This is a genomic window from Agaribacter marinus (assembly GCF_030160655.1).
Lineage (GTDB): Bacteria > Pseudomonadota > Gammaproteobacteria > Enterobacterales > Alteromonadaceae > Glaciecola > Glaciecola marina.
Genome location: NZ_BSOT01000002.1, coordinates 177,736 through 200,722 on the forward strand (window position 1 = coordinate 177,736; position 22,987 = coordinate 200,722).

Annotated in this window: 21 protein-coding genes; 12 read left to right on the forward strand and 9 right to left on the reverse strand. The window is 41.3% G+C overall.

The genetic code is table 11. The features are described 5' to 3' along the window. Positions 1–272: 272 nt before the first annotated feature. Complete coding sequence (locus tag QQK00_RS01310; protein ID WP_284215680.1) at positions 273–797, forward strand: DUF1801 domain-containing protein; 525 nt, start codon at positions 273–275, stop codon at positions 795–797. A gap of 97 nt (positions 798–894) precedes the next feature. Here QQK00_RS01310 and QQK00_RS01315 read toward each other — a convergent pair whose 3' ends face one another. The 5 genes from QQK00_RS01315 to QQK00_RS01335 form a co-directional block, all read right to left on the reverse strand. Beyond that, entirely contained in the window at positions 895–1,119 is a 225-nt protein-coding gene (locus QQK00_RS01315) for a DUF6795 domain-containing protein (RefSeq protein ID WP_348521133.1), read from the reverse strand. A 37-nt stretch (positions 1,120–1,156) separates the two neighbouring features. Continuing rightward, the gene (locus QQK00_RS01320) at positions 1,157–1,999 is read right to left on the reverse strand and encodes a hypothetical protein (protein ID WP_284215682.1); all 843 of its coding nucleotides are present in this window, start codon (positions 1,997–1,999) and stop codon (positions 1,157–1,159) included. Positions 2,000–2,028: 29 nt separating this feature from the next. Continuing rightward, complete coding sequence (locus QQK00_RS01325; protein ID WP_284215683.1) at positions 2,029–2,376, reverse strand: VOC family protein; 348 nt, start codon at positions 2,374–2,376, stop codon at positions 2,029–2,031. Positions 2,377–2,499: 123 nt separating this feature from the next. Then, positions 2,500–3,138 (reverse strand): FMN-binding negative transcriptional regulator, encoded by a 639-nt coding sequence (locus tag QQK00_RS01330; RefSeq protein WP_284215684.1) that lies wholly within the window; start codon positions 3,136–3,138, stop codon positions 2,500–2,502. A gap of 1 nt (position 3,139) precedes the next feature. Further along, a complete protein-coding gene (locus QQK00_RS01335) occupies positions 3,140–3,796 on the reverse strand; it encodes a GNAT family N-acetyltransferase (RefSeq protein ID WP_284215685.1) in 657 nt (218 codons plus the stop codon). A 128-nt stretch (positions 3,797–3,924) separates the two neighbouring features. Here QQK00_RS01335 and pdxR point away from each other — a divergent pair, with 128 nt between their 5' ends. The 4 genes from pdxR (at position 3,925) to QQK00_RS01355 (ending at position 8,014) form a co-directional block, all read left to right on the forward strand. Continuing rightward, entirely contained in the window at positions 3,925–5,379 is a 1,455-nt protein-coding gene (gene pdxR / locus QQK00_RS01340) for a MocR-like pyridoxine biosynthesis transcription factor PdxR (RefSeq protein WP_284215686.1), read from the forward strand. Between the two features lie 157 nt (positions 5,380–5,536). Then, positions 5,537–6,601, forward strand: coding sequence for a M14 family metallopeptidase (locus QQK00_RS01345; RefSeq protein WP_284215687.1), 1,065 nt, complete (start codon positions 5,537–5,539; stop codon positions 6,599–6,601). A 237-nt stretch (positions 6,602–6,838) separates the two neighbouring features. Beyond that, complete coding sequence (locus tag QQK00_RS01350) at positions 6,839–7,429, forward strand: AHH domain-containing protein (RefSeq protein WP_284215688.1); 591 nt, start codon at positions 6,839–6,841, stop codon at positions 7,427–7,429. Positions 7,430–7,441: 12 nt separating this feature from the next. Continuing rightward, positions 7,442–8,014: a hypothetical protein gene (locus QQK00_RS01355; protein WP_284215689.1), complete on the forward strand. Its 573-nt coding sequence runs from the start codon at positions 7,442–7,444 to the stop codon at positions 8,012–8,014. A 26-nt stretch (positions 8,015–8,040) separates the two neighbouring features. Here the strand turns inward: QQK00_RS01355 and QQK00_RS01360 are convergent, their stop codons facing one another. Continuing rightward, positions 8,041–8,502: an Lrp/AsnC family transcriptional regulator gene (locus QQK00_RS01360; RefSeq protein ID WP_284215732.1), complete on the reverse strand. Its 462-nt coding sequence runs from the start codon at positions 8,500–8,502 to the stop codon at positions 8,041–8,043. Positions 8,503–8,670: 168 nt separating this feature from the next. On the opposite strand from QQK00_RS01360, the gene leuA reads away from it, so the two are divergent. The 3 genes from leuA to QQK00_RS01375 all read left to right on the forward strand — a co-directional run bounded on the left by leuA (position 8,671) and on the right by QQK00_RS01375 (position 12,972). After that, positions 8,671–10,383, forward strand: coding sequence for a 2-isopropylmalate synthase (gene leuA, locus QQK00_RS01365; RefSeq protein WP_284215690.1), 1,713 nt, complete (start codon positions 8,671–8,673; stop codon positions 10,381–10,383). A 252-nt stretch (positions 10,384–10,635) separates the two neighbouring features. Next, entirely contained in the window at positions 10,636–12,174 is a 1,539-nt protein-coding gene (locus tag QQK00_RS01370; RefSeq protein ID WP_284215691.1) for a winged helix-turn-helix domain-containing protein, read from the forward strand. 147 nt (positions 12,175–12,321) lie between these two features. Beyond that, positions 12,322–12,972: a YbhB/YbcL family Raf kinase inhibitor-like protein gene (locus tag QQK00_RS01375; protein WP_284215692.1), complete on the forward strand. Its 651-nt coding sequence runs from the start codon at positions 12,322–12,324 to the stop codon at positions 12,970–12,972. Positions 12,973–13,044: 72 nt separating this feature from the next. Here the strand turns inward: QQK00_RS01375 and QQK00_RS01380 are convergent, their stop codons facing one another. From QQK00_RS01380 to QQK00_RS01390, 3 genes are read right to left on the reverse strand one after another with little or no spacing between them, the layout of a single operon-like run. Then, entirely contained in the window at positions 13,045–14,115 is a 1,071-nt protein-coding gene (locus QQK00_RS01380) for an alkaline phosphatase D family protein (protein ID WP_284215693.1), read from the reverse strand. Next, entirely contained in the window at positions 14,106–15,290 is a 1,185-nt protein-coding gene (locus QQK00_RS01385; RefSeq protein ID WP_284215694.1) for an alkaline phosphatase family protein, read from the reverse strand. Before QQK00_RS01385 ends, QQK00_RS01380 begins: the two co-directional genes overlap by 10 nt. A gap of 47 nt (positions 15,291–15,337) precedes the next feature. Further along, positions 15,338–17,653, reverse strand: coding sequence for a TonB-dependent receptor domain-containing protein (locus tag QQK00_RS01390; protein ID WP_284215696.1), 2,316 nt, complete (start codon positions 17,651–17,653; stop codon positions 15,338–15,340). Positions 17,654–18,003: 350 nt separating this feature from the next. Between QQK00_RS01390 and QQK00_RS01395 the strand changes: the two genes are divergently transcribed. From QQK00_RS01395 to mobA, 4 genes are all read left to right on the forward strand, one after another. Then, the gene (locus QQK00_RS01395; protein WP_284215697.1) at positions 18,004–19,803 is read left to right on the forward strand and encodes a DUF1800 domain-containing protein; all 1,800 of its coding nucleotides are present in this window, start codon (positions 18,004–18,006) and stop codon (positions 19,801–19,803) included. A 23-nt stretch (positions 19,804–19,826) separates the two neighbouring features. Further along, positions 19,827–21,233 carry a DUF1501 domain-containing protein gene (locus QQK00_RS01400; RefSeq protein WP_284215698.1) on the forward strand — a complete coding sequence of 469 codons (1,407 nt, stop codon included), beginning with the start codon at positions 19,827–19,829 and terminating at the stop codon, positions 21,231–21,233. A 221-nt stretch (positions 21,234–21,454) separates the two neighbouring features. Continuing rightward, positions 21,455–22,426: a GTP 3',8-cyclase MoaA gene (gene moaA, locus QQK00_RS01405; RefSeq protein WP_284215699.1), complete on the forward strand. Its 972-nt coding sequence runs from the start codon at positions 21,455–21,457 to the stop codon at positions 22,424–22,426. Next, positions 22,427–22,984: a molybdenum cofactor guanylyltransferase gene (mobA, locus tag QQK00_RS01410; protein ID WP_284215700.1), complete on the forward strand. Its 558-nt coding sequence runs from the start codon at positions 22,427–22,429 to the stop codon at positions 22,982–22,984. Positions 22,985–22,987 lie beyond the last annotated feature (3 nt).

Below are 22,987 nucleotides of genomic sequence, written 5' to 3' on the forward strand. Positions count from 1 at the left end.
AATCCAATAGCGTCTCGGCAAGTATTGCTGCATCAAACAAATTAGTTGGTAAGCATGATGAGAAAAATATTGAGTTTTATTGAAGCGCATATGCTTTATAGTCAAGGTTGCGGTTTTATCGATTTATCTTTACTTGCCTCAACTATATATTAGAGAAAGAAGCAAAAAATATAGAATACGAACGCAGTGGTTACCACACTAAAAACGTCTAATGATCTTATTTAATCGCTCTTGTGTTGGTTTATAACCTTTATTGGTTGTATGCGTTCTCATTGAATCGGCAAAATGCACTTACATCAGTATTGGCAGAGGCAAAAGTGCCGCACGCATCTATTTGTTGTATATTGTTCAGTAGATATATATTGTCAGAGACCATGAGCATGGTAGGACTGAAGACACGCGCCACAAATAGCAATGTAGAGGCTTTTATTGATGCTGTTGCGCACCCTGTGCGTAAAGCTGACGCATTTGTCTTGCTAGACCTTTACAAACAAATTACGGGACTTAAACCCGTTATGTGGGGGCCTAGTATTGTGGGGTTTGGCGAATATAGCTATATAACCAAAGTGGGCAAAGAAGAAACCTTTCTCAGGCATGGTTTTTCACCTAGAAAACAAAACCTTAGTTTGTATTTAAAAGCGGGAATGGAACTTGCGCCTGACTTATTACCAGCGCTGGGCAAACATAAAACCAGTAAGGCATGCCTCTATATCAATAAACTTGCAGACATTCAGATCGATGTATTGACGGTTTTGATTGCCAAAGACGTGGAAGCCATGGAAAAGAAGTATGGCTAAAAACCACATTCGATACAAAGCATTTATCATGCAAACTTTCCATTTACTTAGCACTTGAATGCAGTGTTGGTCTTATCTATTCTCCCTTAACTCTAACCTATTTTAGGGTACAAAAGCCCCAATAACTTCTTAGCTCATCTATGTCTCGGCTAGCTTCGTCGTTTGATAATTCACATTCCATGAACAAGGCTTTCTTATTGTTCTCGCCATTTAAATCGTAATTACCTTTGGTAAATCTCCAGGCTTTTTTGGTGCTGCCATCAGTAACGATTGATAAATGCTGCATTACAGCAGGGTTATGAGGAAAGTAGCGCCAAAACACGGACAAAGATTTTAATGCTTGTACACATAGCAAATGCCTAATAGTCTTTTTGATATTTTAACAATAATTCGTCCGCAAGCACCGTTGCATGACTAATTTCATCTAAGGTCATGCGTTTTTGTAACGACGCTTTAAACCAATCTGCCCTCCGGTAGTTATCATCGTCGCTTGTGGTTTCTAGTAACAAATAGGTATATGCTAATGACTTTTCAAAGCTTTGCCCCTGCGTTGCGGGGTCGAACTGGCGATAACCCTGTATGAGTCTCAGTATCGATTTTTCACCACCTAAAAGCGCTGTTTTTTCCGTTATTTCATATTTTTCAACTGTAAAATTTGTTAGTTGCTCTACCAGCTCATCACGCGACAAACTCCCTAAACCCAATCCTTGAATCAAGTCCTTATTGTTCAGAAACCAAAGTATGTCAATTGCATCATCAGAGCCTTTCTTTGACGCTTCTAACAATAGGTCTACGTAAATTGTATTTCTGTCGACATTTACACAGTTTTCGTATCTTGAAGTAACACTCTCAATTGTTGTAGATAACTCGTTGTTTTGATTTGCACTATCAATCCAGTCTGCCAGTTCATTTTCATTCGCCGGTATATTTCTGCAAGAAAAAGCTAGTTTAGCGACTTTATATATTTCAATGGTACTAGATTGAGGATCCGTTGATTTTGCCGACTGTTCATTTGTATTCCCAGAACGTGTATGTGCCGTTTCAGGTAGGTACTGGCTTTCTTTTGCATCTACTTGCTCTGTTGTTTGTAATAACTTGACGGGTGCTGGTTTGGCGTCATGCTCTTTGTGATTAACAGCATAAATCATGGCGAATAGAGCTATTGCGACAATGAATAAACCCAAACGATAAGACTTATGCATCAACTGTTCCTACATATTTGTTTTTCACCTTAGTAACAGTTCAACTCTGACACATGCAACAACTCACCCGCAGGCCCCCATAGATAAAAAACTTTTCCCCAAGGCTCTTGCTGCACTGTGGTTATTTTAGTTTTGTGTTTGGCGCGTGAACACAAATGAAACGCCTCTTCAATATCTGCAACACAGATTTGTAGCATAAAATTATTTGCAAATTCTTCATTGTAAAAGCGTTGAAGAAAAAACATGACATCACCGTTTTTAAACAGGGTTAAATCATCCGTGACATATTCTGCTTCAAAACCAATGTCAGAATAAAATGATTTAGATATTTCGTAATCTTTGCTTGGAACAAATGCCTTAATATCCGTTACGTTCATGTGGCGACCTTATGTATTTTTGGAAAGGCAGAGATTTTCTTTATCCACTATATTGAATACATTCAATTGCTTCAAGGCGCGTTTGAACGCCAATATACCCGCCAGAAAGAAAAGTATTTCACTCTACAGGCACAAAGCCTCCTTCATATGTTTTGCAAGTGCTACGTCTTCCAAATTGCGTGAATTCTCTAAGGTAGACACAAGTGCTAACTGCTCATCCCTATTCCTGTTTTGACTTAACTTTTGCTGACCTTCGATAGATGAAATCGTGATTTTTAAACCTACAATTGCGCCCAGCAATTTTTGTTTATACGCGTCTGGAATAGTCGCTTTATCGTCATTCAAACCCGGTTCGTATTTCGCTATCGTTCGATTAATAACATCAAGTGTAGATGCCGCGCTTAGCAGCTCGACCTTTCCATACACATGAACCGCGGCATAATTCCAAGTCGGAACAGCAGGTTGAGACAAGTACCAAGTTGGCGAAATATAACCGTGCGGCCCATTAAAGATTATTAAGGCATCTTGCTTATCCAACATTTTTACATGTGAATTCGCTTTCGCGATGTGAGTATACAACGTCCCTTTACTTCCTTGATATTTATCCAACAAAAACGGTAGATGTGTCGCTTGTAATAAATTTTCGCCCTCTATATTTGGACTATTTGTTGCGCATGACGTGAGCACGCCAAAACTGTGTTTATCTATAAAATCTAACTGCTGATTCAAATCGGCCATCTTAAATGGCTTTGATACATGCATATCAATGCGCCTTCAGAACATTTTGGTTATGATACACATCGTCTTTACCTAAGGTTGGCCTTGTCAATTTAGACTTTAGGTTTTGTTTTACGTCATCCCATTCATCACTTATCACACTATAAACAGCCGAGCTTCTTAAGTCGCCATTTTCTAAGACGCGGCAATGGCGGTTAATGCCTTCAAATACTGCGCCCAATCCTAGTATTGCTTTTCGAGAACAAGTATTCTTTTCTGATGTTTGAAAGGCGACTCTATTTACGTTTAGTACATCAAAGGCGTAAGACAGTAGTAAGAATTTACATCGGCGGTTAACAAAACTTTTTTGTGCGCTTGGCGTTAAGAAAGTATAACCAATTTCAATCACTTTATGTTTGGCGCTGATGTTTAAATAACTGGAAGATCCTACTATTGCCTTGCTTACTTTGTCATAAATAACAAAGGGATACTGGGATTTATTCATTCGTTTTTCAATACATTCTGACACCCACGCAGATGTTGAATCATGGGTATAGCAATACTGAGATGTTGTCCAACGCCAAATCTCACTGTATTTGCCAGCCTCATGTAAAGCATCAACATGCCTTTGTTCCATGGGCGAAAGCGCGACATAATCATCTTCTAATATGATGTTTTGATCAAACATGGAGTTGTCGTTCATGTTTATTTCTCCTAAGGCTAATAACTTGTATATTTATGCTTTGCTAGCATCGCTTATTTCTGGTCTAATTAAATCAACCAATTTTAATTTTTTAATTAGACCTAAAAATATATTTGAAATAATCGAAAATGAAATTATTAGATTTCAGTAAGATAGATAGTAGTCAAGCGAAGTATTTGCAGTTGGCAAATTGTATTCGTCACGCCATCAAGACAGGACAATTGTTGCCAAATGACAAATTGCCTTCGGTTAAGTCCATCAGTACTGACACGCGATTGAATAGGCATACGGTAATGAAAGCCTTGGGCGAGCTTGTCGCTGAAGGTTGGTTAATTGGGCTGGAACGCGTAGGTTACCGCGTGGTAGAAAATTTACCGATAGAACATTCTACAATCGCGGATTCAAAAAATATCCAAGCAGTAGCCATTGAGTACAAATTTGTAAGACAAGGCACTGCATTGCCCGAAAAGTCAGCTAGTGAATACGCTTACAATTTTTCAGGCGGCTTGCCAGATATCAGCCAGTTTCCATTTCATGAGTACAAACGCGCAATGTCAGACGTGTTAACACGCCCTGATCTAAGCCAATATACATATGGAGATAGTGCTGGCAGCCCTGAGCTAGTGCATCAGCTAAAAGAGTATTTACGCCAAACACGTTCGATCTTAAATCGGGACGTTGTAGTGACTAACGGCTCCCAAGAAGCGTTATACATTATCGCTCAATTATTTTTACAAGCAGGCGATCAAGTGGCTGTAGAGGCATTGGGATATCCACCCGCAATTGCAGCATTTAAAAGCGCGGGTGCCGATCTTGTCGGTATTCGCTTAGACAAGAACGGTATGTGCCCACTGACCTTAGAGGCTCAGATTCGATTTGGCAACATCAAGCTAATATACTTGACCCCGTTGCACCAGTATCCAACCACGGTAACGCTACCGATTAAACATCGACAAGCAATATATCAACTTGCTACAAAGTATAAAATTCCGATTGTCGAAGACGACTACGATCACGAATTTCACTATCGCTGCCAACCCCTTGCGCCATTGGCTGCAGACGACCCAGCACAACTCGTAATTTACCTATCTAGCTTTTCAAAAATTATGTTTCCAGGCGCTCGTATTGGCGTAATGGCAGTAAATAAACGATTAGCAACAGCCATTGCAGAATATCGCTTAATGATTAGTCATAAAAGCAATGTGCTTATGCAGGCGTCGCTCGCCAAGTGGATGTCCTCTGGCGGTTTTGAGCGTCATCTGCGCCGCACAACAAGGCAAAATCTACAAAAACGTGACCATGCAGTTGAGCTTTTACGAGAACTAAATTGCTTTGAATTTGTAGTGCCTGACGGTGGCATGGCATTGTGGCTTAAATTGAAACGAAAAAGCGGTAATATTACATCAGCAAAAGCGCTAGCTGAAAAAGCATTACTTCACAATATATGTATTCAGCACCAACAGCAGTTTATTGTGAATCCTATGGATTCATCTGATGAACATATACGCATTGGTTTTGCGGGTATGAGTATCGAGAAGTTTGCGACAGGAATACATAAACTTATAGCGCTGCTCAAAAGATAATTTCAACTTGAACGCCCATATCATTCATCACCTTAACTATCACTAAATATCACTTTATCTTAAGTAATTGTTATTACTTAAGGTTCATTGTATTGTTATATCATTACAACATAAATTTTCAGTCATACTTGACGCACACTAATAAGGTAAACGTAAAATGAAAATTTGGTTAGCAGTATTCGGCTTTCTACTTTCCACTTTGTGTATTGCTGATGAAAATACCACTATCAACATCGGAGGGTATTCTATTGCTCCCAATAGCCACTTGGATATAAATATTGAAGTACCAAAAGGTGAGAAAGACCCTGCGACCATTATTCCCATTTCCGTTATTCACGGTAGCCAAAAAGGGCCTATAATTGCAACAGTTGCAGGGGTACATGGCTACGAATATACATCAATATTGGCAATGGAAGAGTGGATTAAAACGCTAGATCCTGCATCGATGAGCGGCACCGTCATCGCAGTGAGAGTTGCTCATGTATCTGCGTTCGAAGACCGGTCTATTTATGTCAACCCATATGACCGGAAGAACCTGAATCGGAGTTTTCCTGGAAGAGCAGACGGCACACAAACCGAAAGGGTTGCTTGGGCTATTTCACAAAACATAGTCGCAAACGCAGACTTTTTAATTGATTTGCATAGCGGCGACGGTGCTGAGTGGTTATCACCCTTCATTGGTGTATATGGTGGACCTTTAGCAAGTAATTACGAATTAGCGTTGTCAGTAGCGAAAGGGTTCAATTTTCCGAACGTCGTTACATATAAAATGAAATCAAAAGAACAAGTAGATCGCCGCCGTTCACTTAATCGACAAGGTGTAGCCAGTCAAATCCCAACCATTTTAGTTGAAATTGGTGAGAACGGCTCTAAAGTGCAAGAACACGTAAATGCCATGAAATTTGGGCTTTCAAATGCTTTATCATTGGTAGGTATAAGCAGTAAAAAGGTAGAAACACCAAATACAACAATTACGTACTTTGATAGCACACAATCTGTACCAGTAAAACATGCCGGTTTATGGTTTCCTAAACAGGTTGGCGGCAGGGTTGTCAAAGAAGGAGAAACCTTAGGTGTATTAAAAGACTACTTTGGCAATACACTTGAAATTGTTAAAGCGCCATCGGATGGTTTTGGCTTATATGGACTGATGGGCCCAGCAATAAAAGAAGGCGAAAGTGTCTTGACAATAGCCAAACCTGTGGCGCCAATATCACAATAACTTCACATGGAAAGATAGGACCTTATCCGAAGAAGTTAGGAAATCTCTCATCCATTGCTACTATCGGGCGATGTAAGAAGCGGCGAATCATTGGCTTAGCGCATACGGAGAATATGAACACCACATATATAACAGTAGGCTTTTCAAACATTGGACGGCGTTGAACGACTGGCTTTTGTAGTCTACTCTGAATAGGCAAAAAACCATTTGTCTTGCTAAAGCGGAAGGAATACAAAAGTGGCAAAAACGCAAAATAGCAGTAGCTATACTGAAATAGAGTATGAGGAATTTATCGATCCTACATTCAAGGCTTTATTAGTTCAGCGAGTATCAAGTGACCTTGGATACGATAACCCATATGAACTGTTTAATTCTCTTCTTCACAAACAACGTTCAAAACGTTTGTATTCTCACGGTAAAGCTAAATCAAAATCTGCGCTAGCGCTTCACTTAGAAGCAGTGAGAGACATTAGTCATTCGAGTAAGCTTTGGCGGAATATGCAAAGCCAAGCTAAAAAACACAATTTAGATGTAAAAAAAGGTCGTGACGAAGACACACATCATATTGTGGCAGCAAAAGACGCGCGCGCACAAACATCACGCAAAGTCATGTTTTCGGCCGGTATCGGCATTAACGATTTTCGCAATGGAGTCAATTTAGCGAAAGAGAAACATCGTCCAATGCATACAAGTGAATATTACATGGAAGTTGATAGGCGTCTGTTGTTAGCCAACTATGTATCGCAAGACGACGGAACAGATATAGAAGAATCGATTGGAGATGAGTTGCTTGATATGGCGGATGAGATTGCAAATGGCATTTTTTAGTTGGATTGTTCGATGAGAGTTTTTGAACTTAGAGGCGGTGGTAATGGCTACATGACATTTGTAGCTAAAAATGAAATTGACCTTTATCAAGATCGGTTTGCTGATATGAAAAATTACAGCGAAACTATGTCGAAAGAACCTCCTAACTTAATTTTAGGGAGTGCAACGCACAATCAAAAAAAATATAAAGGCAAACCTTTAAAAATCGCTGATATAGGATACTTGGTCGCTGGAAACGTTATTGTGAACGAAAGAGTACGCGAAACCATTGGGGATTACTTGAAACAGTTTGGCGACTTGATTCCGATTAATGTTGAGGGGAATACTTGGTATAGCTATGTTGTGACAAATGTGCTGGATGGTATAACGGATATACAAAAAAGTGTTTTGACGCGTTCGGGCAGACTAAAAATACCGGCATTCGACATTCAAAAATTACCTCGACACCCTCAAATATTTAAAACAAAAGAGACAGGGCTACTACAAATCTTTTTCACGGAAACCGAAACTGAGGGATTACGTAGTTTGATCAACATACATGGTATTGATGCGGGTGATATGAAATTGGTATGGGAGTCTAAGTAGTATTATTTAGGCTTGTTTCATATGAACTATACATCCAAGGCCGTTCTGCAGATAACATCCCGTAATACGAAACTAGAATGCACGCCTACCACACCTTCTAATTTCGTTAATTTGTTCAAGAGAAACGTTTCATAGTGCTGCATGTCTCTCACAATAACTTTCAATAAAAAATCGGCCGTCTGCCCAGTTACCACCATACATTCGAGTACCTCAGGCATGTTTTTAACCGCATTTTCGAAGGTAATAAAGCGGTCGTGGGTGTGACGATCCATTGAAATCCCCACCATGGCGATTAAATTTAAACCAAGCATTTGCGGTTTTAAAATAGTAACAGTTTTATCAATGATGCCGGACTCTTCTAGTCTTTTTACCCGGCGAGCACAGGGTGTGGGGGACAAGTTAACTAACTCTGCGAGCTCTAAGTTAGTAATACGCCCATTGTTTTGCATATGCCGCAAAATGGCTTTGTCAGTGTCATCTAACTTCATGTGTGTTTTATAGAATATGACTTTAATAGTCATTATAGCCCTAAAAATTACATATATTAGAGATATAATTCATGATTTGTTGAATTAAGCACAAATATAACTGATTAACACTCATTGACTTTATTAATAATAGCGCCAATAACTTCGTTAAGGTTCAAGTAAAGAGTGATGAGTAATCAACCAAACGCCACTAGTGCATTTAATCACAAAAAATACCGCGCATTCCCTCCGCTTAAAAAGGTGAACCGTCAATGGCCTGACAAGCTTATTGAGCATGCTCCTCTATGGTGTAGTGTCGATTTACGAGACGGCAATCAAGCCTTAATGGAACCTATGAATATTGAGCAAAAACTCATTATGTTCAAATTATTAGTGGATATTGGTTTTAAAGAAATAGAAGTGGGGTTTCCTTCTGCTTCTGCCCCTGATTTTAATTTTGTTCGCCAATTAATAGAGCAGTCTTTGATTCCTGACGACGTTACTATTCAAGTGTTGGTGCAAGCCAGAGAGACATTAATTGCGCGTACTTTTGAATCCTTAAAAGGCGTAAAAAAAGCCATTGTGCATTTGTATAATTCCACCTCGCTTGCGCAACGAGAGCAAGTATTTAAGAAGTCTAAACAAGAAATAAAGAAAATCGCAACTCAAGGCGCCCACTGGTTAAACTCATATGCAGCCAAGCAACCCAAAACGCAGTGGCAATTTCAATATTCGCCAGAGAGTTTTACTGGCACTGAAATGTCGTACGCTATAGAAGTGATTGATGCTGTGACGGCGATTTGGCAAACAGAAGCACACGCTAAACAAGTCTTAGTCACTCAATTGCCCGTAATTATCAATTTGCCAGCAACGGTTGAAATGAGCACCCCGAATATTTATGCCGACCAAGTGGAAACGATTTGCGAACAAATTGCACGTAGAGATCGCATCATAGTTAGTTTGCATACTCACAATGACCGAGGATGTGGAGTCGCGGCGGCGGAGTTAGGCGTGATGGCGGGCGCTGATCGCATCGAAGGTACCTTGCTAGGGAATGGTGAACGTACAGGCAATATGGACATCGTGACCATGGCGATGAATCTATATAGCCAAGGTATCGATCCCAAGTTAAACCTTAGCAACACAGACAAGATTATCAATGTCGTGGAGCAATGTACTCAGCTCGCCGTGCACCCTCGCCATCCCTATGTAGGAGAGTTAGTCTTTGCTGCCTTTTCAGGTAGCCACCAAGATGCTATTAACAAGTGCTTAAGTGTCGATGATAGCAAACGTAAGGACGACCCAAATGCCCACTGGAACGTTGCCTATTTGCCGATTGACCCAAAGGATTTAGGACGGGATTACCAGCAAGTTATTCGTATCAATAGCCAATCGGGTAAAGGAGGGGTGGCGTACATTCTTGACCAGCACTACCAACTAAAATTACCACGTTGGTTGCAAATTGATTTTAGTCAACATGTGCAACACCTATCTGAAACCTTTGCCAGCGAAATTAGTCCCATCCAAATTATCGAGCTATTTACTCGCGTGTATTTGGAGACAAACAAAAAAATATCTCGTTACGATATCTCTCGGCGTAATAATCAAGAAGAATTAACCGTAGCGTTCACGCCTCGAAGCGGCGCTAAAGATATTACGATATCGGGCAAAGGTAACGGTATTTTATCTGCGTTTGTGCATGGGCTTTGCCATTACTACAAGAAAAGTATCATCTTAGTCGACTACACAGAGCATACCCTTGGACAAGACGAAAATGCTAAAGCAATTGCTTATGTGCAAGTCAGTATTGAAGGGCAGCGTTTTTGTGGTGTCGGAGAAAACACCGACGTCATCCATGCATCGATGATCGCCATATTAAATGCAATATCAGATGATATTTAGCGACAACTAGTTTGACGAACACCGCAAGTGAATATTTTAAACGGCTGCAGTTTTAGTCCGACATATAAATCTGAGTTGCTCTAGGGAGACATACAAGTAGTGCTTTATGCAGTGGTCAAGTAGTATTGGCCACAGTTGTATAGTAAAGCCAGTCTGTTATTCGACTCAACGCTTTTGTTTGCACTGGCGATTTCTGATATTTATAATTGCTATGCTCTAAATATCTACGCTCACTATTTGCCGAGGACGGTTATGTCTGAATTTTTTTCAAGTGCTGGCTACATTATTGATCCCCAACGACGCACTATTGAAAAAGACGGTGAGACAACACCTGTTAGGGCGCGCACCTTTGAATTACTGCTCATTTTTTTAAGGTCGCCTAAACAGTTAATAAGTAAGCAACTGTTATTGGATGCTATCTGGGATGACGTTACCGTAGATGAACAAGTGTTGTTTCAATCGATTAGAGAATTACGGTTACTTTTCAAGCAACCAGAAATTATCAAAAATTATCCCCGTAAAGGGTACGCGTGGATTGATCAAGTCACCTTACACCAACATAAATTTTTGCCACCACATGGTATTACGAAAAAATTTACCCGCGAAATAAATAGCAGAATACCGATTGTCGCCTTGTTGCTCATTGGTACAATCAGCCTTGCAGCCATCCACACTGATAAAATTGGAATGACCTCAGATGCCACTACGCTGCCAGACAGCTCCAACGCTCAAATGTCGCTAGATGGCTCAATAATAGTGCTGCCTTTTTCAAGCAATATTCAAAGCCAAGATCATCAATGGGTGCGCTTAGGTGCCATGGATCAAGTAATCGCAATACTCAAGGAAAACAGCCAACAGATAGTGCGAAGCACAGAGATAGTCCTTGAATTAATAGGGCAAATCAACAACCCCCAACAAAACAAGCTGGTCCCAAACATATTTAAGGTGACCGATGCTGCCATGGTGGTAGAGGCAAACCTTTCTGGCAATGTAGAAGAGTATCGATTGAACTTCGTTATCCACGCTAAAAGTGCTACAAAAAGGGGTGTTATTTTTGATACAAACATAGATAAGTTATTATTGCAGTTTGCAAATGTCGTTAGTACTCATACTGGCACAAAAGACTCTGCAGACATTGATAAAACGTATGAATCTGACTTCCGCAGCGAACTTATCTCACGCGCATTCAATGCATATGAACAACAACAATACAAAGAAGCAAATAGTTTTTTTAATAGCGTAATTGCGGTAGAACCACACAACTTAATCGCTAGGCGGAAATACGCTGAAACACTAGCTTATATTGGTCAACCTCACGCAGCAAAAGAAAGTCTGCAAGAAAGTTTACCGCTAGCTACGGGTAGATATGCTATTGAAAAAGGCAGGATGTACTACTGGCTCAGCTTAATCGACTATCATCAGAATGCATACTCTCAGTCGTTAGCTACTTTAGAGAAAGCCAATAAGGTCGCAGACGCGCATAGCGACTGGCTTTATCAAGCCTACATTGCTGACTTAAAAGGCCTAATTTATACGTCGCAAAGTCAGTACGTAAAGGCTAGCGCATCATTCACGTCAGCACTGAAGCACTACGGAGACGTCTATTGTCCAATTGGCAGAACCCGCACACATTTGCATCTTGCTAACTTACATTTCGAAAATAACAATGTTGCTGCATCTAAAGCAGCCTTCGCCGAAGCAGACTTTCTTTTTACTACATACAAGTTGCTAAGTGTTGAAACCATATACAAAGACACGCAACAACGATTAAATGCCTCAACTGATATCTAAAGATAACTTATCATTTAAAAATCAACAATTTAAGAATATTTAAGAACATTTAAGTGGCTCTCATTTGGGCGATTTCTTTAGTGTATTGCCTCGCACAACGTTCAATAAAATTGTGCCTTACCTACTCATCAAAAAGGAATCTAAAATATGAAATGCTCTTTGGTACTTACTATCTTTCTTTGTTTATCACTGAGTGCTTGCAATGACTCAAGTGACAACAATACCTTAATACCCGAGCCACCACCGAGTCCAGCACCAACACCTACCCCAGAACCAGAACCAGAACCAGAACCAGAACCAGAACCAGAACCAGAACCAACAATGATGGTATTGGAGTCGGTGAACTTTGAAGAAGGGGATGAAATTCCAATTCTACATGCTTGTACAGAACAAGGTGGAAATAATGCATCGCCTAACTTTGCATGGACTGACTTTCCCGATGAAACCGCTACTTTTGCATTAATAATGGATGATGAAGTTAGTCCTTGTGGCAGTGGCGCTAACGCTTGTAAGCATTGGGCTTTATTCAACATACCAAGTAACATCACTATGTTAGATGAGAATATAGATTTAGCGTTAATTGAAGGTGCCATCGAAGGTCTTAATTGGCGTGACGAAGTGGGATATACTGGCCCGTGCCCACCCAGTAAACATACCTACAAAACGACTATCTACGCCTTAGATGACATGATGCCAACGATTGAGGGGGAACCAAACTTTACCAGAAGCCAGTTCAATGAACGCTATAAAGACAATATTCTAGCCACAGCTACCTTGTCGGGTGTCTACACACCATAGTTTAATACCATACATTCGAATAACTACAGTGGCGACCTTAGGCTCTCCACTGTAGTTTAGATCAAACAAAAGTTAGTGTGCGTCCAGCTTAAGGTTTAACGCTTTCTTTGATACGTATTCACCATTTATATCTTTAAAGCCAAAAAGAACATCAGCCTTGTCGTGCCCCCAACGCACGTCAATTAAGCCATAATTATTCTTGTAATAAGCCTCGCTGGCTCTATGTTTGTTCGGGCTAATGGCTTTCCACTCCTCACTTAAACCTGATGAAGTTACTTCCCACAGCGTTTGACCATTAGTGAGCGTTTGCTTCGATATTTCGGCCCAATGCGTATCACCACTTATCAACAACATGTTGTCCAGCTTGTTTTGTTGAATATTTTTGCTTAGTCGTTCGAAGTCATAGGGAAAATTTTTCCACGCCTCCCAACCCGTATGATCAGACAATACCTGTAAACTAGACGCCAATATTTTTATGTCTGCGGGTTTCGCCAACTCTGCTTCTAACCAGGTCCATTGTTGGCGTCCTAGCATCGTCTTTTGCTTAGTTTCGTCGTGACTATAGGGTCCCATATTTTTAGGTTTACGTTTGGCCATGTAATCTAGCCGACCGACGCTTTGAATATCGTCTCGATTCCAACGTAAATCTGGAAAGATAATATGCACGGTCCGCCCATTATCATTGCGCAACCATTGACTGTGATAAATACCATCGTCTTGCTTGTATCTAAGATCATTTTTTGGTACTTGCCAAAAATCTAGAAAAGCGACTTTAGCCTGCGCCTTAAATTCAAACGCTTTACCGCCGTCATTTAATCCAAAATCATGATCATCCCATATTGCGTGAATACGCGTTCCACGTTTGAGCGTTTTAAAATTTGGATTGTTACCTAGTGTTTCATATTTTTTCACTAGCACATCAAAATCATCGGTATCACCGTAAACATTATCGCCTAAAAAAAGCATAGCATCTGGCTTTTCTCGAGCAATCGTACTCAGTATATTTAACGGCTTATCTTGATGTGAACAGCTACCAAAAGCAATCAACGTCCGCTCTTCCGCAAATGTATAAGCACTAGCTAAACACCCTATCAGGAAAATTAAACGTGTATAAAAAAATGCGTTCGACAATCTCATTCGCATGGGTTTTCCTTAATGATGTCAATGGCTTTGTGGTCTTGTTTTGCTGCAAGCTCACATTTATCTAAAAGACTGTAAATAGTTGGTGTGATTTGGATTGTACTGGCTGAAAATTCACTTGATAGCGGTTTTCGAATATTTGGGCCAATTGCCGCAATCCATACGTTTTCAGATCCAACAATACCGTGTTCAAAATGTCCTAGTGCTTTCATATACCCCTTAACAGCAACTACCGATGCATGATGTTGCCAGTCATCCGGTGAAACACCACGACCATGGTCCGTCGTAATAATGAGATTTGTTTTATTAGCATAAAACGTATCAGATTGTAGGTAATCCCAAACTTCTTTTATAAATCGGTCTGTACGAGTACTTGCTAATATGTACTCATCATATTTACCGTCATGCGCAAAATCATCAGTATCCCCATAACTAATGCTCATTACTCTTGGCTTATGGGATTTCAAATGATGCATCGCGTATGCATGGGTAAACGCATCTAGCCGCACTGTCGCCCAAGGGCTAGGCGTATCCACTTGCAGGCGATTTAATAAGCTAAGCCTATTGCGTTCAACAAGTGGAATAGCGGTGTTTGCATCCGCCACTTCATAGGGTTCAAACCCTGCGTTAATATAGACGTCGTGCAAACCACGTCTCAATATATAAGGAAATACATCCCAGCTCGCAAATGCTGCTGGCTTAAATTCTTTGGGGTATTTGTCGGCCAGCACTTCAAGAAATGACGGATACTTAGCTACTATTTTTGCATTACTTGTAATGCTAGCATCCAGTTTACCAGTAAAAATTTCATGATATCCTGGATAAGAAAAATTCATGTTGTTCGCGACAGTAATTCGCTCTCCCTCTAAGGAGCTACCTAGCAGAACACCATCATTAACGATAGTTGTTGCAATAAATGGAAGTAATTTTTGCTGACGTTTTTTTGAGTCTTCATGCCAGTACGTGTTCGCCAATTGCGCTTTTTTACTGACATACTTTTCATGTTGATAAAGGCGCTCATCGATGCCATTAAATACTTCTTGTGTGCGCAATCCATCAATCGTAATTAAAATGAGCTTTGGCGCCTGAAAAGCCTTGTTTACCGAAGCAGTATTAGCTAAAACGCCCTTACTAGCAAAGCATGTAACAATGACAAAAATCGACAATATATGTTTCATATAGACACCAAAACCCTCGCCTCAGCGAGGGTTATTATTGTAGACGGTTAAAATGTCACTTGAACATTGATAACCGCAGTTCTTGGTGCGCCTAACCATGCAGCATTCGACGCAACTGTGCCTAGGTAGTTAGCATCAAACAGGTTATTCACTGTTAGCCTGACGTCTATATTCTCAACACCGCCGCTTAACGCGACGTTTGTACCAATGTATAAATCGCTAATGGTGTAACCATCGACTTCAACCGTGTTTTCTTGGTTTAAGAAGCGGTCGCCCACGTGCTTTGTGCTTAAGCCAGCAAAGTAGTCATCTTTTGCCCAATCAAAACTAAATACAAATAACTCTTCAGCAGAGCCAAGCACAGTGTTTCCTGCAATATCTGCATCTGTGTATTCTGAATCGTTGGAGGTAAAGGAGGTATAAAACGACCAGTTATCTGTCATCTGGTACTTAAGCGACGCTTCGATTCCTGAAGATTCAACACCGCCGTCGTTAATATATCCGCCGGCAGCCGATTCTAAGAAGTCGATGCCGTCAACCGTTTCATTACTGACAAAGCGAATACGATTGTCAAATTCAATAGAATAGTATGTAATGCTCGCATTTAAGCTATCGCCTGTGTAACGTAAGCCGAAATCCATGTTTTCTGCAGTCTCAGGCTCTACGATGCTAACATCAGCATCATCGCGCTCTAGAACGGCGTCTTTTATAGCAGCAAAGTTTTCTTGATAGCCAGCAAAAAGTTCAACACTATCACTGACAGGCGCAACCACACCAAATGAAAGCAAAGCATCAGAATCAGAAGAAACATCCAAGTCGTTTACAGCATTAAAGTTGTCATTTTTACTCACATCTACATTAAACTTCTTAACACCCAAAGATACTGTAGCAAACTCTAAGTCGATGTCATTTTGTAGATAGTACATCAAGGTTTCTACTGGGAATTCTCGGTCATACTGAATCCAATAAGGTCGGTGATCAAAGCGGAATGACGTTTTTGAATCGATGATCTTGTGCCAATCACGATACTCCTCACGATTATAGTCCTCATACCAAATACCCCCGCGTAAGGTATTATTGAAATCGCCAATTTGCGTATCCCAAATGAAATCAGCGTTAAAGCCGTAACGGTCTTTTTGATAATGCGTATGTCTGTACGAGCCTACTGGAATTGCGTTGTCTACGTGACAAGCGGGATCAAATTGTGCACCACCTCCGCCATATGGAAAAGTCAGCGAACTTTCACAACCGGCAATTGGCGATAAGGTACTGCCGCTGCCATCCACAAAGTAAATTTGACCAAGTGCTGCACCGCCCAATGCCGTATTGCCACCAATTAGCTCAGAATGTCCTTCAGTGCCATTGTCAGTCACATCAACAAGATACGGCGGTACCCAGTCCCCACGGCCTTCGTTTTGGTGAAAGTACACATTTGCTTTAACACTAACTGCGGCAAAATCCCACTCCCCTTGCAAATAACCAAATAAGTTTTCACGCAAGGTTGACCAACCACGACGATAAGCTTGGTCCACATAGGGAATGCCGCTCCAATCGCTTGTTAACTGGTCCCATTCTGGATTTTGTGCATATTGTTCTAAGCCGTAAATACGCTGGTAGTTGTCCTCGTGTACGTCATCATAGGCCAAATAAGCACTGATTTGACCATTGTTTGTTATTGAAACAACTTTAGCGGCCATATGGTCGCCTTGGTTTTCAGCAACGCCGTCCATCCAATCGCTGCTTTCACGTGATGAAACACTTACCCATGCATACGTATCTTTAAAGATTTCTCCTGTCTCGTAACGCACAAAGTATTTTTGTGCACCAAAATCACCTAGGCTTACACTAGTCACGACTTGTTCAGTGTCTGTCGGATCGTAAGTACTGAAATCGAGTGTACCGCCGAGTGCTTCATTTGAGCGAGAAGAAATATCAGCAGTACCTTGTGAGACTTCAACAGTCCCTAAGTTCTCTGTATCAATGTAACGATTAGCTTTTGCACCACCGCCGTAATTTGAGTTTCCATTGGCGATACCGTCGATAGTAATGCCGATTTGTTGTTGGCTTAAATCTACCTGAAAACCACGAATAGAAATTGAGGTAGACCAATCATCAGCACCAAAAGTATCACCTTCGTTGATGAGCACGCCTGGCAAATTGTCTATCACAGCAAGTACGCTAGAAATATTTGACTGTTGATTGACCATTGCCTCATCAGCAACACTGTTTGCGAATGCAGTACTTTTACCAACGATAGAGATTTGCTCTACATTTGCTTCGCTTGCGTCTGCCGCTTCAGCATATACTTGGTGCGAAAATGTCGCCGCTACCAATATTGCTAAATATGTTTTTTTATTGTACATGTTGTTTCCCTGAGAATGTGTGTTTCGTATAAACGGCGCAAACATTAGAGAAACCCCGTGAATTTTCGATTACGTTTAAATGAATGATTATTTAAAGATTTTTTTCAGAAAAATGACCGTTTAGTGTATAAATTGTGACAAGAAAGCGGTCTACTAATCATCACAGGCAAATCTTGTATTTTGGCTCGAATATTGCTCCGACGTTGTTCTATGTGTCATTCCATGTAAACAATAGGAAAAACGAAGGTGCAGATTGCTAATTTGACTAACTTGGGAAATAACTTGACGTGATATTTACTTGTATACAAAGCAAAAAGGCATATTTTGGTGCCGTGGTATTTTGCCTGTCATTGAACGTCGTATCCTGTGGCGGCGGAAATAGCGATACTCCCTTACCTGCCAATCCTTCACCTTCAAACCCGGCACCGGTACCAATGCCTGAACCTTCGCCCGAGTTAGAAGTAGATAGCACATTTGCCAACCAAGCACAGACAGCTCGCTTCTTAACCCAAGCCACATTTGGTCCAAAATACGACAATATTATTAAACTGACTGAAAGCTCCGCGTCTGCATGGTTACTCGCTCAATTTGAATTACCAATAGACACTCATCTCTCTAGAATTGCAGATTACAAAAGCGCTGCCCCCAACAACGAGCAAAATCGTTATTCGTCTGCGACGACGACGTTCACGTTTTGGACAAGTGCGATAAATGGGGAAGACCAATTACGACAGCGGATGGTATTTGCACTTTCTCAATTATTGGTTGTTTCGAGTAATGGTGGCGACGTTTTGCATGATGTGCCGGAAGCAGTTGGCCTCTACTTAGATATTCTCAATGAACATGCCTTTGGCAATTATCGTGACCTATTGGAAGCCATTACCTTCTCCCCAGCAATGGCAAATTATTTAACCTATTTAGGTAATGAAAAAGGTGATCCTACTACCGGGCGAGTACCCGATGAAAATTACGCTAGAGAACTATTGCAGCTATTTACTATTGGCTTATTAGCATTGGAAATGGACGGTCGCTTGGCGACTAATGCACAAAATGAAGTCATTGAGTTGTACACAAATGAGGATATTACTGGCTTGGCTAAAGTGTTTACAGGCCTGCACCTAGACTTTGCCAGTGCGGACAGACGAGATGACTTTTTTACCCAGCGCACGCAATTGTATGCAAGGGCATTGGCAATATACCCTGAAAATCATTCTACACTCGAAAAATCCTTTCTAGGACTCACCATCCCAGCAAACACTGGTGCACGCGAAAGCATAAACATTGCGCTTGACCATATAATGTCACAGGCAAGCGTTGCCCCCTTTGTAAGTCGCCAACTCATTCAGCGATTTACAACTAGTCATCCGTCGCCACAATATATCGAACGTGTCGCCACCGCTTTTGAAATCGGCGAATTTACCCTACCCGATGGCCGGCAAATTGGTGACAAACGCAAAGGCGACCTCAAAGCGACAATCGCTGCTATCTTATTTGATCCAGATGCCAGGAACGAAGCACTCCCTGAAACACCTGTAAATGTGTTCGGAAAAATTCGCGAACCCGTTATTCGATTTGCCAATTGGGCACGGGCTTTTGACGTAGAAAACGTGACGCCAGAATTTACTATGCCGCTTTGGTACACGAGTGGTTCAGGGGCATTAGGACAGCACCCTATCAGACCTCGCTCTGTCTTCAATTTTTATCGCCCGGGCTATATTGCGCCCAATAGTGTGTCTGGAGAACAAGCGCTTACAGTGCCAGAATTACAAATCATGAATGCGTCGACCATTCCCGGATTCACCAATTTCATGGCATGGTTTGTCAGCGGCGGACACGCCGATTTAACTGAAGACGAGGTCAACGCACTCCAACAAGCATTTGATGATGAATCAATAGCGATAGACGCACGCAATGCCTTAAATAGTTTTGTTGCAAATTATGATGATGAACTAGACCTTGCAAACGATATAGACGCGTTACTAGATAGATTGGATTTATTGCTCACATACGACCGAATGTCGCTCGCAACAAAACAACATATTTCTGACACCATTTCCCTTATTCCTCTTGAAAATGACGGGCCACAGCTCAGAGTATTTTTGGCGATTGTGATGGTGCTAACATCGACAGATTTTGTCGTTCAACGCTAGCAGCATATTTAGGAAAGTATAAAATGAAAAAACTCGACCGACGTAAATTCCTAAAAGCAACTAGCGCTAGTGCGCTATCTCTGGCAAGTTTAAGCACCGTCACTAGCACACTAACATCGTTTAGTGCCTCTGCTCAAGAGAATGACGATTACAAAGCGCTCGTATGTGTCTTCTTGTTTGGCGGCTTAGACAATCACGAAGTAGTTCTGCCCTATGATGAAGAAAACTGGCAAGCCTATGCAGCAATTAGAGAAAGTTTACTAAGTCCTCAAGGGGCAAATAGAGAGCGAGAAAACTTACTGCCCTTGTTTCCTTTAAATCAAAGTACATTTGGCGCTAGAGAATTTGCCTTGCCGCCAGAGTTGAGCAGGATTAAAAAACTGTTTGACGAGGGCAATGCCGCGATAATTGGTAATGTAGGGCCATTAATAAGACCGACTGATCGTAAGAGCTTTGAGGAAAACAGTGTATTACTGCCGCCGCGCTTATTTTCTCACAATGATCAGCAGTCCGTGTGGCAAGCAAATGCTCCCGAGGGTGCTCAATTTGGGTGGGGTGGTCTATTTGCCGATGCTGCCATTGCGCAAAACCCTGCGCAAAGCGTTGATTTTAGTACAATCAGCAGTAGCTCAGATGCTTTATTCCTGACCGGAACACTTGCGAGACCATACCAAATCAGTACTGATGGAGCCGCGAGTATTCAATTACTTAAACGATTCGAAAACTCCGAAGATACCTTCGACCAACGATTGTACCAACAACTTCGTGCGCACTTTTCAGGTGAAATTAATGAGACAAGCCATTTAATCACACAAGATGTCATCAATTTGATGCAAAATTCATTGGCGGCAAATGAAAAGTACAATCGTTCAAAAAATGAATCTGAGCCATTAACTACAAGCTTTCCTGCCTCTCCCCTGGGACAGCAGCTACGAGTCATTGCCGAAAGTATTTCAATGCGCAACAATCTAAATGTGAATCGGCAAGTGTTTTTCGTAGGCATTGGTAATTTTGATACGCATTCTGATCAAGCCTCAAACTTACCTAAATTGCTTGAACAAGTTGACGAAAGTATCGACGCATTTTACCGGTCTATGCAGTCGTTGGGGTTAGGTTCAGATGTAACACTTTTCACGGCATCTGACTTTGGACGCACACTTACCGTAAATGGTGACGGCACAGACCATGGCTGGGGGGGGCACCACTTTGTAGTCGGTGATGCAGTCATTGGTCAACAGATTTTAGGTGACATCCCGCCGCCCGCCTTTGAGCATGATAAAGACGCGGGTAACGGTAGGCTTATTCCCAGTGTTTCAATCGAACAATTTGCGTCCCCTCTAGGCCGTTGGTTTGGTTTAAGTGAGGAAGAAATTGCAAATACGTTCCCTAATTTGGAAAACTTCCAAACTAATGAGTTACGGTTTATCTAAGACGTGTTGACCTATGCAGTTTGTGGTAAAATCTGCATAACAACCTTAATATTTGTAGTGTTGTATTAACACTCATTTTCATTAAGATGCAATGTGTAGGGCTTGTTGTCCTAAGTAATCCCAACGATGGGTCGCTCACGTAAGAGAGAAAACCCGCGTGAGTGTTATCAGTGCGAGTATTGCTGATGTATGAATAACATGGGATAAACTGCGGAGAATTAATGTTAACGGATAACTTTGGTCGTAAATTTGAATATTTACGCTTATCAATCACCGATGTATGCAACTTTAGGTGTGACTACTGTTTACCTGATGGCTATCAATGTGGTTCTTCCCGCGACTTCCTTTCAATGTTAGAAATCAAAACACTCGTGAGCGCATTTGCCGAATTAGGCACTAAAAAAATCAGAATAACCGGTGGAGAACCGAGTTTACGTAAAGACCTACCTGACATTATTGAATTTTGTGCACACACGCCAGGCATTGAACGAGTTGCGCTTACCACCAATGGCTACAAGCTCGAACGTGATATTCAAACATGGCGAGATGCTGGCTTAACACACCTGAATGTTAGCGTAGATAGTATCGACCCTAGAGCCTTTGAGAGTATTACAGGTTCTAAACAACTCACCAGTATTTTAGACGGCATTGATAAAGCCACTGCGCTAGGACTTCAAGAAGTAAAACTAAATGCCGTATTACTAAAAGACTACACGCCTCAACAACTCGACGCTTTCTTCAAATATATAAAATCGCGCCCGATATCGATTCGCTTTATCGAATTAATGGAAACGGGTGACAACGCTGAATATTTTGAAAAAAATCACTTGTCTGGCGCGTTCATTCAAACACAATTGTTTTCTCGTGGCTGGATAGAAGAGCCAAGAGACGCGCTTGCTGGCCCAGCTAAAGTCTATAAACATCCCGATTATGCTGGCAGTATCGGGCTTATCATGCCTTACGCCAAAGATTTTTGTAACACTTGTAATCGCTTACGCGTTTCGGCACTCGGTAAATTGCATCTATGCCTGTTTGCTGAACAAGGGATTTCACTCCGCCAATCTCTTATTTCCGGAGATATTGAAGCGACTACGCGAGTATTGCAAAATGCAATGGGCATAAAAAAGCTATCGCATGAGCTTCATGAACGATTCACTGGCGCAACGACGCACTTAGCGATGCTCGGCGGTTAAATGAAGGGGCTGATTCTTGCTGGCGGTAAATCCAGTCGTATGGGTGAAGACAAGGCATTATTAGATATTAATGGCTTGTCGTTTATTGAGCATACCAAACGCTTATTGTTGTCATGTGCTTGTGAGGATGTACTCATAAACCACAATACATTAACAAATTGCATTCCTGACATTCACACTGACAAGGGCCCTACAAGCGGTATTCACGCAGCATTATCATGGCTTGAAAAAGATATGAGTACCACACCGTTATTAGTAAGCGCAGTAGATACGCCTTTCATGCCATCATCAGCACTACAGCAACTAATAGAATATGGACAAACACATAAAACCAGTTGCTACTATGGGAATTTGTATTTACCTGTGTTTATTTATGACACTGAAAATGCCCTGAACTGGTTAAACACAATATTACCACCGAAAAATGCTAAAGGGCCTTCACTACGTATGCTTTACAACGCAATTGAGGCAAAAAAACTAGACAATAGTTGCGGCGATTGGATTAATATTAACCAACCAAGTGACTATCAAGTAGCACGGCGCCAGGCACAGAATTAAACG